This is a genomic window from Paenibacillus sp. 01T431 (assembly GCF_056398625.1).
Genome location: NZ_JBFTPT010000007.1, coordinates 155,941 through 167,967, shown reverse-complemented (window position 1 = coordinate 167,967; position 12,027 = coordinate 155,941). Strand labels below are relative to the sequence as shown.

The 12,027-nt window shown below is 36.7% G+C and carries 12 protein-coding genes and 1 riboswitch; of the genes, 10 read left to right on the top strand and 2 right to left on the bottom strand.

The features are described 5' to 3' along the window. Positions 1–3 precede the first annotated feature (3 nt). From AC1DM9_RS14860 to AC1DM9_RS14835, 6 genes are all read left to right on the top strand, one after another. Positions 4–1,182, top strand: coding sequence for a hypothetical protein (locus AC1DM9_RS14860; protein ID WP_477580718.1), 1,179 nt, complete (start codon positions 4–6; stop codon positions 1,180–1,182). Between the two features lie 125 nt (positions 1,183–1,307). After that, positions 1,308–2,378: a polysaccharide pyruvyl transferase family protein gene (locus tag AC1DM9_RS14855; protein WP_477580716.1), complete on the top strand. Its 1,071-nt coding sequence runs from the start codon at positions 1,308–1,310 to the stop codon at positions 2,376–2,378. Positions 2,379–2,478: 100 nt separating this feature from the next. Continuing rightward, positions 2,479–4,026 carry an oligosaccharide flippase family protein gene (locus AC1DM9_RS14850; RefSeq protein WP_477580714.1) on the top strand — a complete coding sequence of 516 codons (1,548 nt, stop codon included), beginning with the start codon at positions 2,479–2,481 and terminating at the stop codon, positions 4,024–4,026. Between the two features lie 84 nt (positions 4,027–4,110). Continuing rightward, positions 4,111–5,121 carry a UDP-glucose 4-epimerase GalE gene (gene galE / locus AC1DM9_RS14845; RefSeq protein WP_477580712.1) on the top strand — a complete coding sequence of 337 codons (1,011 nt, stop codon included), beginning with the start codon at positions 4,111–4,113 and terminating at the stop codon, positions 5,119–5,121. A gap of 141 nt (positions 5,122–5,262) precedes the next feature. Beyond that, a riboswitch (cyclic di-GMP riboswitch) is annotated at positions 5,263–5,347 on the top strand. A gap of 355 nt (positions 5,348–5,702) precedes the next feature. Further along, complete coding sequence (locus AC1DM9_RS14840) at positions 5,703–6,437, top strand: hypothetical protein (RefSeq protein ID WP_477580710.1); 735 nt, start codon at positions 5,703–5,705, stop codon at positions 6,435–6,437. 24 nt (positions 6,438–6,461) lie between these two features. Then, positions 6,462–7,421 (top strand): copper amine oxidase N-terminal domain-containing protein, encoded by a 960-nt coding sequence (locus AC1DM9_RS14835; protein ID WP_477580708.1) that lies wholly within the window; start codon positions 6,462–6,464, stop codon positions 7,419–7,421. 215 nt (positions 7,422–7,636) lie between these two features. On the opposite strand, the gene AC1DM9_RS14830 is transcribed toward AC1DM9_RS14835, so the two are convergent. Then, positions 7,637–7,816, bottom strand: coding sequence for a hypothetical protein (locus AC1DM9_RS14830; RefSeq protein WP_477580706.1), 180 nt, complete (start codon positions 7,814–7,816; stop codon positions 7,637–7,639). 151 nt (positions 7,817–7,967) lie between these two features. On the opposite strand from AC1DM9_RS14830, the gene AC1DM9_RS14825 reads away from it, so the two are divergent. Then, complete coding sequence (locus AC1DM9_RS14825) at positions 7,968–9,473, top strand: alpha/beta fold hydrolase (RefSeq protein WP_477580704.1); 1,506 nt, start codon at positions 7,968–7,970, stop codon at positions 9,471–9,473. Beyond that, positions 9,469–9,708, top strand: coding sequence for an aspartyl-phosphate phosphatase Spo0E family protein (locus AC1DM9_RS14820; RefSeq protein ID WP_441910641.1), 240 nt, complete (start codon positions 9,469–9,471; stop codon positions 9,706–9,708). The genes AC1DM9_RS14825 and AC1DM9_RS14820 overlap by 5 nt, the downstream gene beginning before the upstream one ends. On the opposite strand, the gene AC1DM9_RS14815 is transcribed toward AC1DM9_RS14820, so the two are convergent. Beyond that, on the bottom strand, positions 9,701–9,832 hold the full coding sequence (locus tag AC1DM9_RS14815) for a hypothetical protein (RefSeq protein WP_256710911.1): 132 nt from the start codon (positions 9,830–9,832) through the stop codon (positions 9,701–9,703). The genes AC1DM9_RS14820 and AC1DM9_RS14815 overlap by 8 nt on opposite strands. A 292-nt stretch (positions 9,833–10,124) precedes the next feature. Here AC1DM9_RS14815 and AC1DM9_RS14810 point away from each other — a divergent pair, with 292 nt between their 5' ends. Together AC1DM9_RS14810 and AC1DM9_RS14805 are read left to right on the top strand one after the other, a co-directional pair. After that, positions 10,125–10,658, top strand: coding sequence for a VanZ family protein (locus AC1DM9_RS14810; protein ID WP_477580702.1), 534 nt, complete (start codon positions 10,125–10,127; stop codon positions 10,656–10,658). A gap of 135 nt (positions 10,659–10,793) precedes the next feature. Beyond that, on the top strand, positions 10,794–11,978 hold the full coding sequence (locus AC1DM9_RS14805) for an acyltransferase family protein (RefSeq protein WP_477580700.1): 1,185 nt from the start codon (positions 10,794–10,796) through the stop codon (positions 11,976–11,978). Positions 11,979–12,027: the final 49 nt, after the last annotated feature.

Genomic DNA, 12,027 nt, shown 5'->3' with positions numbered 1-12,027 from the left:
TTCATGCATAGTGAGCTTATTCAGGGTGATACAAATAATAAACCGACCTTGATGTGTTATATGGCTGCAATAGCTATATGTTTGTTACCAATACTAGGACCTTATAAATTCGTAGGATCAGTCTCAATAGGTCTTGTTTTCCTATTAGTAGTAGCATTAGTATCGATCTTTATAAAGAGAAGTATATCTATTAACAAACCAATAATTTTACTACTAATAATTCATTCCTTATTATCCGTAGTATCCTTCTATACTTTAAAATATAATTCAGGATTAATGAGTATGTTTTGGGGTATTATTGTAGCATTTATAACTTGTTTATCGTTTATGCAAATATTATCTTTTTACGAGAAAAAGTCATTTCTAAGAGTTCTTTGCATTTTATCTATTATTTGTGGAGGATTTCTAGTATACCAGTTTATATCAATTAATTTAGGCAACATCCCGCATAACGGTAAATTTTTTAGTGAATTGGTTACAGGATATTCTTGGTCATCTTCTGTAGAATATCGGAGACCGAATTCAGTTTTTTCTGAACCCTCTTATTTCGCTATTTACTTTCTCCCTATTTTGGCCTTAATGTTGCTAAAAAATAAATATACGATAGCAATTATATGCTCGTTATTACTATTCTTATCAACATCTACACTAGGGATTCTAGGTAGCATTTTGGTAATATGTATATATTCGATAATTAAAGGTAAATATAAAGTTCTTATTCTATTCTTCGTAATATTTAGTTTTTTGTTTGTATCAATTCAGTATTTAAATATCGACTGGCTTCTAAAATATAATCTAACTAAGATTTCTAGTGTTAACCAAGATAGTGGAATTAGAATGACTGGTTATGTTAAGTATTTTTTTGAATTACCTTTAGTAAATCAAATTGTAGGAGTTGGCTTTTTTCAGTTATCTAATTATTTTAAAGATTACGGTTTGTTTAATTATAGCAATGCTTTTGTATTAGTATTAATAAACCAAGGAGTATTAGGGATAGTAGCTTTTATTAGTTTTTTATTGTGGCTATTAAAAAAAACAACAGTTGAAGGTAGATTATTTTTGGCAATTTTAGTGATTATCAGTTCAATCGACGCTTTCATTTATAGTAATAATTTTTATTATATTTTATTCTATGTCCTAGTATTTTCAAATAAATTAAAAAGTCGAGAATTAACAGAGTAGCAGTTTCTAATGAAAATTAGAAAAAAGTTTAAACATATTTAATTTAGTATAGATAATTGTAATTAGATATATGGTTCTAATAAATTTACAATTCCCAATTAGGTGAATTTGAAAGGGTTATAAATTTGAAAATACTTGTATCAGCATATCTTGACAATAACATTGGTGATGATCTTATGATCAAATTGTTAGCTAAAAAATTTCCAAGTTGCAGTTTTTATATTGCTAGTAACAATAGTGCTGTACATAATACATTTAGAAATTATGAAAATATAATATTTCATACGTTTAGTACTAATAAAGAATACTTAAAACAATTTAAAGTGCATATATCAATTGGAGGTTCGTTGTTCAATGATATGAATAACATTAAAGGTATTATATATAGGATTAGAAGGATTATGATGCTTTATAAATTTAAGAGAAATAACATGAAATTAGCAACGATTGGTTGTAACCTTGGTCCATATAAAAATAAAGCTGGATTAATTTTGACAAAAAAAGAGCTTCAATTAAATAACATAGTCTCTGTTAGAGATAGGGAATCATATAATTTTATTGCTAATTTCAAAAGCGTTAGGAACTTTCATTTGGCCTCAGATATTGTTTTTAATTATGCTAATGAATTAAAATCAGACAATTATTCCACCCCAACCTATTTAGGAATATCCACTTATAGATCAATACAAAATAGCGAATATAACTTTTCAAGTTATACTTTTTTAGCAGCTATTGCAGATAAATATATTGAAGTAACAGGAAATAAAGTTCTTTTGTTTGCATTTGATTCTGAAAAAGAAAATGATTTATCATCAGCGCACCATATAAAAACATTATCGAGATATCCAGATAAAATCGATATAATTGCATATTTAGGATGTCATGAGACTTTCATTGAATCTATGAAACAATGCGAAAAGTTTATCACAATTAGATTTCACAGCGCAGTACTATCACAAATACTCAGAATACCTTTTTTACCAATTGTATATTCAAATAAAATGGATAATTATCTTGATGATGAATCGTATTTAGGGATACGTATTCAGTTTAAAGATATGAAACTACATAATTATAATATTGATGATATAGTAAGGTCCTTAATTTCTAATGAGAATATTTTCAATGATTTTACAAATGATAAAGCAGATACTAGTTATCATTTTAATGAATTGAGCAAAATAATATTTTCATAGTGTTTACAATTATACTTAACTCTAAAATTTCAGGTAATAAATATAATTTCTTATGAAGGATTATATTATTTAATATACTCTTGCGAGGGGAAGTAATTGATTGAAATATAATCAAGTAAAAGCTGGAGCCCTACTTTCATATTTACTTTTGATTATTACAAATATAACGGGGATATTTCTTACACCAACCTTACTAAGGGAGTTGGGACAATCTGAATTTGGTCTATATTCGTTAACATCGTCGATAGTTAGTTATCTTACAATCTTGGATTTTGGTATTGGGAGTGCGATTGTCAGATATATAGCAATGTATAGATTATCAGAAGACAAAGATAATGAATATAGTTTAAATGGGATGTTTCTAACTATAAACACTTTTATAGGCCTTATAGTTATTTTTGTTGGGGGTATTTTATATTCGACTGTTGACAGGATATTTTCAACAACAATGTTACCAGATGAAATGTATAAAATGAAAATTATGTTATTGTTATTAATAATTAATCTAGCTATAACCTTTCCATTAGGAACATTCACATCTATAGCTACTGCTTATGAACGTTTTGTCTTTTTAAAGATTACTAATATTTTAAGATCTTTAATGGTTCCTCTTATTATGCTTTTATTGTTGTTTATGGGATACAAGTCTTTATCTTTGGTGTTAACAATAACTATTTTTAATATTGTTTATTTAGTAGCTAATATGTGGTATTGTTTTGTGAAATTAAATACAAAATTAAAATTCAAAAATTTTGATTTTGTTTTATTAAAAGAGATATTTCAATACTCTTTCTGGATGTTTTTGTTTATTATAGTTGATAAAATATATTGGGGATCTAACCAATTCATATTAGGTATTGTGTCGGGTTCGAAAATGGTTGCAGTATATGCCATTGCTTTACAATTCGTGAATTATTATATGGCATTATCTACAGCTATAAGCGGGGTTTTTCTTCCTAGAATCACTCAGATGATTGCACAGAATAGTTCAGAAGAAGAGATTTCAAATGTATTTATCAGAATAGGTAGATTACAATATATAATACTATCATTAATTCTAAGTAGTTTTATACTTTATGGGAAAGCATTTATAAAATATTGGGCGGGAATAGACTATTCTAATGCTTATATTATTGCATTAATAATTATGATACCTCTTACTGTACCTTTAATTCAGACTTTAAGTATGACGATATTACAAGCTAAAAATATAATGGGTTTTCGTGCTATCACATACGTATGTATAGCATTACTTAGTATAGTAGTTAGTTTATATCTTGGAAAGATTTACGGCGGAATCGGAGCTGCTATTGGAACAACTGTTGCTTTAGTTCTTGGAAATGTATTTGTTATGAATATTTATTATTATATCAAATTGAAAATTGATATTATAGGATTTTGGAGAAATATACTTAAGATGAGTGTATCAGTTTTTACTGCAATGATGTTCGGATTGTTATTGAATTATTTTATTATTGACATAAATCTAATTCAATTGTTTATTAAAATTTTTGTATATTTAATTTTATTTTCTTTTTTAATGTGGACTATAGGAATGAATAACTATGAAAGGAATTTGTTAATTACTCCTTTGAGATCTTTATTTCAGAAATATAAATCTAAGAAATATTTATCAAAAAAATTATAAAAATAATCTCATAAATTAATTATTTTCAGAACACAATTTTCTTATGTGTTCAATAAGTTTGATAAAAAAGGAAGGGTGATAGTAATGGCTATCTTAGTAACAGGGGGGGCTGGTTATGTTGGAAGTCATGCTTGCCTTGAATTATTAAATGCTGGTTATGAATTAGTAGTTATTGATAATCTGTCTAACAGTAACCGTGAATCCTTAAATCGAATTCAAATGTTAACAGGAAAACCAATGAAATATTACAATGTTGATTTGTTAAACAAAGAGAGTATAGATGAAATATTTTCAGAAAATAATATTGATGCTGTTATTCATTTTGCTGGACTTAAGGCAGTAGGCGAATCAGTCTCATTACCACTTAATTATTATCACAATAATATTACAGGAACTCTAATTCTATGCCAAGTTATGCAAAAGTATAACGTGAAAAGAATAGTTTTCAGTTCCTCAGCCACTGTTTATTCTCCTATTTTATCAGGAGCAATTACTGAGGATCATTTGTTAGGTTCTTCAAATCCCTATGGTCGTACTAAATTAATAATTGAGGAATTATTTAGAGATATTTATGATTCAGATAAAGGCTGGAGTATTTTAATATTACGTTATTTTAATCCTGTTGGCTCTCATGCAAGTGGCTTGCTTGGTGAGAATCCGAAAGGAATACCAAATAACTTAATGCCCATAATTACAAATGTAGGAATGGGAAAGATAGCTCAACTTAAAGTTTATGGTAATGACTATGCAACACATGATGGGACCGGAGTCAGAGATTATATTCATGTGGTAGATCTTGCAATAGGACATTTAAAGGCTCTTAATAAAGCTATGTTAGGTACAGGTGTAGAAGTTTATAATTTAGGTTCTGGTAAAGGGTATAGCGTATTAGACGTTGTACAAACCTTCGAAAAAGTTTCTGGTGTGACTATTCCGTATACAATTGTTAAGAGAAGGCCTGGAGACGTAGCTGTATGTTTTGCAGATATCACAAAAGCGAAAAGAGAACTTGGGTGGGTTGCTAACAAAGGTATTGAAGAAATGTGCGCAGACTCTTGGCGTTGGCAATTAAATAATCCAAATGGATACGAATAGAGCAGTTACAAAAACAGTTCAAAGACGTACTACATTTGAGAAAAATATCATTAAATTTAGTAACGTTTGATAATTCAACAAACCCTATACACCCCTCAACAATTTTGTTACCATACCATTAAACAAAACAACCGCATAACCACACGATAAAGGCAAAACCATTGAAAAGTGGTGACGCAAAGCTACAGGGGCTTATCTTTTAAAAGACTGCCAGCCAGCTACCGAATATCGTGCCTCCCGCGTGGTTTATGTGGAAACATGGAGGTTATTATTATGTTCATGCGCGCAAACGTTGTACGTGAATGGCATCAACTCTGTATGGGATTCAATGAATTGCTGTGGGAAGATTGCTTAGATGAGAAAAAGCGCATGGAGATTTATTTGAGGATTGTTTATCACAAAAATAAACTAGCAGCTGTCTCATGAACTAGCACGAATGGCGTCGTTAACAGATCTGAAAACGCTATATCCGCAAGCTGACGCCCCGTCACTATGAAGCGTCAGCTTTTTTATTTTAAATTCTAAGAAGGAGATTCATATGCAATCATTGCTTCTTTAGTGGCTCATATGAAACCAAAACAATGAAAAAAACGAACAAAACACTAATGATTATCGCAGGTGCTCTCGTTGTTATCGGTATTGTCATTTATGGAAGCATGAGTCTCTATTCGAAGTTAAATCAGGTAGATGAACTGAATGGGCGTCTTGAAGAAGCTGCAGATAGCAATGCAGGACAAGAGTCGCCGAAGATTACGGAGCAGCCCAATGAACAATCTACTAATCAGACAGATCAGACTTCAGAACCTGATGCTACTCCATCACAAGAGCCTGATCTAGTTCCAACGACGCAGCCAGATGAAGTCCTAAAACCTAGTCCCAGCGCAACTTTGCCGCCAGATGAAGCGTCTAATAATGTAGACAAGGGACAAAAGCCGGATAAGGGATCTTCAAACTCCGAAAATAAGTCCCAGAAGAAAAAAGAGATTGATGCATCGGTTACAGCAAAGCTGGAAAAACTGAAATCTTCGTGTCAAGCAACCAGCAATAGCTTGGTTAAGCAGATTGCGAAAGAGCTTAGCGGTGATGAAGAAGCTACGCTTGCTACTATTCAAAGTAAATACCTGAATAAGGTATTTTCTGCGGAAGCCGATTGTGATGCCAGGTTCAATCAATTAATAAGCAATGCCAAGAGCGAGTATAAAGCAGCCGATCTAGGTGAGCAAAGCTTTCCGGATTGGAGCGCGCAATACGAGAGTGCGAAGGCTGGTGCTAGAGCCAATGCGCTTGCAGTAATTGCAAACTCGCTAAACAAGTAAGCTTTACTATTCTGAGGAGGCTCTATGAAAAAGTCACGTATTCTATCTATTTTTCTAGTTGTAATGATGTTGTCATCCGTACTTGCAACCGCTGCATCCGCAGCAACCGAAACGATTAAGACAAAGACACAGCCCATTAAGCTGCAATTTGATGGACAAGCACTCAAACTGCCCGATGGACAATATTCATTTATTCATCAAGGAAGTACATACGTACCGATTCGTTATATTTCTTACGCGCTGCTAAAAACAGTAAATTGGGATGGTGCGAAAGCGACGATCTCCGAGCCAACAGAGAAAGAGCTTGCTGCGCTGAAGAAACAATTGCAGAGTGCCGCTACGGGCAGCCAGAAGCCGCAAACGAGCGTTACAATTGCAATACAGCCAGTTAATGCAACTCTTGTGTTTAATGGAAAGACGAAGGCATTGCCGGCTGGTCAATCCCTCTATGCCTATAAAGGCTCGATCTATGTGCCCATTCGCTTCTTGTCAGAATCAGTAGGCACACAGATTAGCTACGATCCGGTGACGAAAACAGTTAGCGGTGAGTCAGCAGCATATCGAGCTGAGCAAGGTGGCGGCGGAGTCGTTCTTCCAGGCACGGGTGGCGGAACTGGAGGCTCTGGTGGTACAGGCGGTACGGGTAATGCCGGCGGTGGTGGCGTACCAGTTAAACCGACGTATGAGCAAATTACAGCAGAAGCAGAGAACAAGCTCGCTGCGCTGAAAGAAAGCTGCAAGGTGACTCTAATGGATATTGGACTGCAGTATGTAGCGGCAACGGATAAGACGGTTCAAGCTCAGCTTAAAGCTAAAGGACTTCAAGAAGTAGACAATTGCTCTGCAAAATTTGAAGTTATCATGTCCGATACGAAAGCTAAGCTGACGACGAATGGGTATAGCACAGACGTTCTTGCTTCCTACAGAGAAGCCTTTAACAAAGAGCTTGAAGCAGGAAGAGCTATTGCAGAGGGTTTGATGTAATAGGAGTTTTCACTTCTTTTTTGTAAAATTAGAGCAGGGGCAGAAGAGGTCGCGATGACTTCTTCTGCCCCTGCTTTGCGTTATCCTTACAATTACATGAAGTGATACATGCATCTGCTTGCATTTATTTATAATTTATTTTAGTTATAAGAGACCAGCTGCAGCTATAGGGGATAAGGGCTCCCATTTAGCCCACACTTCCTTAAATACAAACCTTAAGGCTTGTAAGTCGTTAGCGGTACGTTCAGCTTATTATAGGTTGTGATGCAGATTAAAAATGTATAATGAATTTTCCAATCCAATTCCTGATATATTTTAACACGAAAAGGATTACCCAAATCAAGCAGAGTGATCATTAACAGCAAAAAGCTGCGTTCAAATAGCTTGTTTTGCATGTTTTTTGTCTCCCCTTACAAGAATTTGTTGTAAAATGTAAAAAAATGACTCATTTCACTAGCAAAGCCACTACCATAGTACTAAAATTTGCATTACACTAGCATTACAGACTAACCTAAAATCATACAGTAGTGGTAATGTAGGGGGACTATGGACATATTTAATTTGTTCTACCAATTCAATCAGTGCACTTCTGATCCTGATGCTGAAGTTGTAGTACTCTTACACGGTCTAGGCCTAAATGCTCGTGTCTGGGAGCCGATGGCTGCTGTGCTAACTGAACGGTATCATGTTGTACGGTATGATTTGCGCGGGCATGGGGAGCGATCACATGACGGTTCTCAGTTAACATGGGAGCTGCTTTGCAATGATCTTGATGAAATTTTCCACTTATATAGCATAACGGAGGCACATTTGGTCGGTCATGGACTTGGCGGTAATCTTGCTGCAAGGTATGGAATTAGCCGCCCGGAGCGAGTGAAGTCGTTTGTTCTTATTTCGACGATTGGATTTTATCCTCCGGAGGCAATGGAGCGTTCGGTTGAGCTGCGCCGGAGCTATGCTGAGAACGGTGTGGCAGCTGCACTGGCGGAGCAGATGGCTAGTTTAGTAACCTGTTTGCCTCAGGATAGGGAAGAGACAAGATGGGTAAAAGAGGCGTACTTGCAGTGCGACATGGATGTGTACTTTAAATTAATTGAGCTCTTTGCAGCCGAGAATCCTTTGGATGACTTATCCGCAATTAATAAGCCTTGCCTCGTTATGGCGGGGGACAAAGATACGATATATCCATCCTATATGTCGAAGATTACGGCGCAGTTTATTCCGAATGCGTTCTCGGTAACGGTGCCTGATGCAGCTAGCTTGGTGTTTATAGATAATCAGACCTATGCCGCTCAGAAGATATTAGATTTCCTCTCCAACCCTTTAAGTGGCACGGAGAGCACTCATGTCGGAGATCCGCTGCTTGGGTTAATGAGTATCGATGCCATTAAAATGTTTGGCGATGCCTATAAGAGTACTCCAAGCAAGGATGTGCTGCTCGAGGTCAAGCTAATTGGAGCGTTTCGTGTATTTATTAATGGCGAGGAAATATCGAGTGGCTGGCAGCAGCGTAATGCGAAGAGATTGCTTATTTATTTAATGTTTTACCCGAATCCGACCAGAGAACAGTTATGCGATGCGTTATGGCCACTTGCAGAGATTAGCAAAGCAAGTAATTTGCTGCGAGTTAGTCTTTCTCATTTAAAAGGATTGTTCGATACGGCGGGGACGAATCCGATTGTTGCTAATCGCAGCCATGTTAAGCTGAACGCGGTTGTCGTGTGTGACTTGCTGAAATGGATTCAGTCGCTTGAAGAGGCTCATATGGAGAAAAGAGCATTAAGGAAATTTATTCTTATTAAAGAATTGCTTGTCTATCCTGTAGAAGAAATGCTCGCAGGCTTGTACGATAACTGGGCGGTTCAGGAACGAAGCAGGCTGGAATACATGCTGCTGGGACTTGTTGAATCACTCGCGGATAGCTATAAAAAAGATGGCGATTTTGCAGCGGCTAGTCAAGTGATGAGAAGAATAAGCAATATGTATAGCGAGGAACTAAATGTTGATACCGTTCGTAATACGCATGCTCAGGGAGAGGTGAGGGACCATTAATAGAGATACTGTTCTACACAAAATAAAGCTAGAGCAGACGATTGAGCTGCTGCGGCAGGAAATGATCGATAAGCTATTAGTGTGCCAGTCTTATCAAGCTGATGAAGTGTTGGGAGCAAGCAGGGCGCTTGATCTTGTTCTTAATTGCTATGATTGCGTAAGATTTGAGAGAGGCTGCATGAATGAGGAAAATTGTGCATCACGTACATTATTAGATGACGATAGCTCTATTTAAAAATACGTTTACGTTTATTTTGTTTGTATTTATACCAGTAGCTGCCGTTCTCATCCTTGAAAATCCGAATTCCAAACCATTTCAATGGCGTTGATAGCTCAGTAAACATTAAATAACTAGACATGTCTATCGCCCTCATTTCACTTCTTTTTAGTTATAATACCTAACTTTAGGCTTATTGACTATATTGAAATAGGACTTTTATATCATTTATATTGATAATTGATGGATTATATTTCTTTATTTCTCAGTTAAAAATTCAGCGCCGCCGGCTGCTTCGCTTTTGTGAGCAAGCCGTTCTTTGGCATGCCTAATTTAGCACTCCTATGCTCGCATTTTATTTGAGTGTTTTTTTCAAGTATGATAGAGGGATAATAAATTGGAAGCTGGTTGCTTTACAGGAGGTGCACTTGAATATGTATAGACCTGCTAGATGGAAGCCGACTATGATGTGGGGGCTATTATTAGTAGGGTGGCTCGGGCTTTTATTCCTATTTTCATCCCAAACATATGAGCAACAAAGTATTCAKCCGTTTTTGCGCAGTCACTTTACATACGATCAGCTCGTGAGATGGCTGCCGGATGTTACGATTACCTATCGAACGAGCATCGTTAATTCACATGATCGGCCTTATAGCTTTATCGAATTTTTGTTTCGAAAGGGCGCGCATTTGTTTGTGTATGCGACTTTTGCTGCGTTGATGTTTATGTTTCTGCGAGCATTGACCCGCGGACGCTGGTTCCTTTCCATTATACTTACACTGATGGTTGCCATTGCTGTCCCGGCTATGGATGAATGGAATCAATTAGGCTCTGACGAGCGTACGGGTAATGCAACTGATGTAGTTCTTGATTTTGTAGGTGGATGTGCGGGACTGCTTATCTGCTTGTGTATTTTAGGAGTGGTGAAGCTGTGGCGATCAAGGTCACGGAATCGATCTCAATATTGATGATAGGAGTTATTCTAATTAATCAATTTCAGCTTGCGGGCTGCGTGCAAAAATAGTTGCGGACAAAGCAGGCTGCTATCCATTATAATCGTCTTTGACATTGTATAGATTCGGTAAATGTGGGGGAATTGCAGCTTGCAGCGCTATGAGGAATTAGATTCACTTAGGGGATTGGCGGCATTAGCCGTAATGATTGGTCATTTCTTATTGGTATTTGCGCCTATTGCGCAAAACACGTCTGATCTCAGCTTTTTTGATTACCCGCTTAACCTATTTAAATACACACCGCTGCATGCGATATGGGGCGGTCATGAAGCGGTCATTATGTTTTTTCTGCTCAGCGGGTTTGTACTTTCCTTGCCGTTTTTCAGCAACCGCCAGCAATCCTATTCAAAATATGTAATTAAGCGGATTTGCCGTATTTACATTCCTTTTCTCGTCGCATTGCTGATCGCCATATTAATGAGGGAAGTCGTCTATGTATCGAAGCTGACGAATTTGACGAGCTATTATAACAATCTGTGGGTGATCCCCCCTAATGTGACCTCAATCATTCATCATTTGCTGTTTGTAGGAAACTACAATACGACGAGGTATGATCCGATTTTGTGGACGCTCGTTCATGAAATGCGCATCTCGTTGTTGTTCCCGTTTATTATGTTCATCATTGTCAAAAGCAGCTGGAAGGTAGGGCTGCCGCTGGCACTCGTCTTATCCATTGGCGCTGAAATTATGCTTGAAAATTTTGAAACGAAATATATGACGAACTTTGTGATCTCGCTGCATTATGCCTCTTTCTTCATTATAGGGGCGCTGCTGGCCAAATATCAGAAAGAGCTGAAGTCAGCATTTTCACGGTTGCATGGTTGGCGGGTCATGCTGATGCTTATTATCGGACTGTGCTTCTATTCGTTCAAATGGATCGGTTATGGCGAGGACTTCCATGACATGCTCATGCCGCACAGCGGCGATTGGATGACGGCTATTGGCGCTTCGATCTTTATTATTACAGCGCTGTCATCCGTTCGTTTATCGAGGCAGCTGCAGCGAAAGCCTTTATTGTTTTTGGGTAAAATCTCATACAGTCTCTATTTGTATCATATGATTATCCTGTTGTCGCTCATCCATCTGCTGAATGGCGAACTGGAAACAACGTTTATTGTGATACTCGCCTTTGTTGCTTCATTCGGAGCCGGGGCGCTAAGCTACTATTTCATAGAGCTGCCATCCATTCGGTTAGGCAAGTGGCTTACTGGCTGGGGCAAGAAGCCAAGTACGGCTGCTGTAAGCGGCAGTGATGGCGTATCGACCGGTGCATAATCAATAGGGCATAAGGAAGGAACGGTTCCCTTAGAGGGAGCCGTTCCTT

Bases quoted from the DNA above. Each gene is read 5' to 3' on its own strand.
- AC1DM9_RS14840 (WP_477580710.1), top strand. From the start codon at position 5,703: ATGAAAAAAACGAACAAAACACTAATGATTATCGCAGGTGCTCTCGTT.
- AC1DM9_RS14835 (WP_477580708.1), top strand. From the start codon at position 6,462: ATGAAAAAGTCACGTATTCTATCTATTTTTCTAGTTGTAATGATGTTG.
- AC1DM9_RS14830 (WP_477580706.1), bottom strand. From the start codon at position 7,816: ATGCAAAACAAGCTATTTGAACGCAGCTTTTTGCTGTTAATGATCACT.
- AC1DM9_RS14860 (WP_477580718.1), top strand. From the start codon at position 4: ATGCATAGTGAGCTTATTCAGGGTGATACAAATAATAAACCGACCTTG.
- AC1DM9_RS14825 (WP_477580704.1), top strand. From the start codon at position 7,968: ATGGACATATTTAATTTGTTCTACCAATTCAATCAGTGCACTTCTGAT.
- AC1DM9_RS14815 (WP_256710911.1), bottom strand. From the start codon at position 9,832: ATGTCTAGTTATTTAATGTTTACTGAGCTATCAACGCCATTGAAATGG.
- galE (WP_477580712.1), top strand. From the start codon at position 4,111: ATGGCTATCTTAGTAACAGGGGGGGCTGGTTATGTTGGAAGTCATGCT.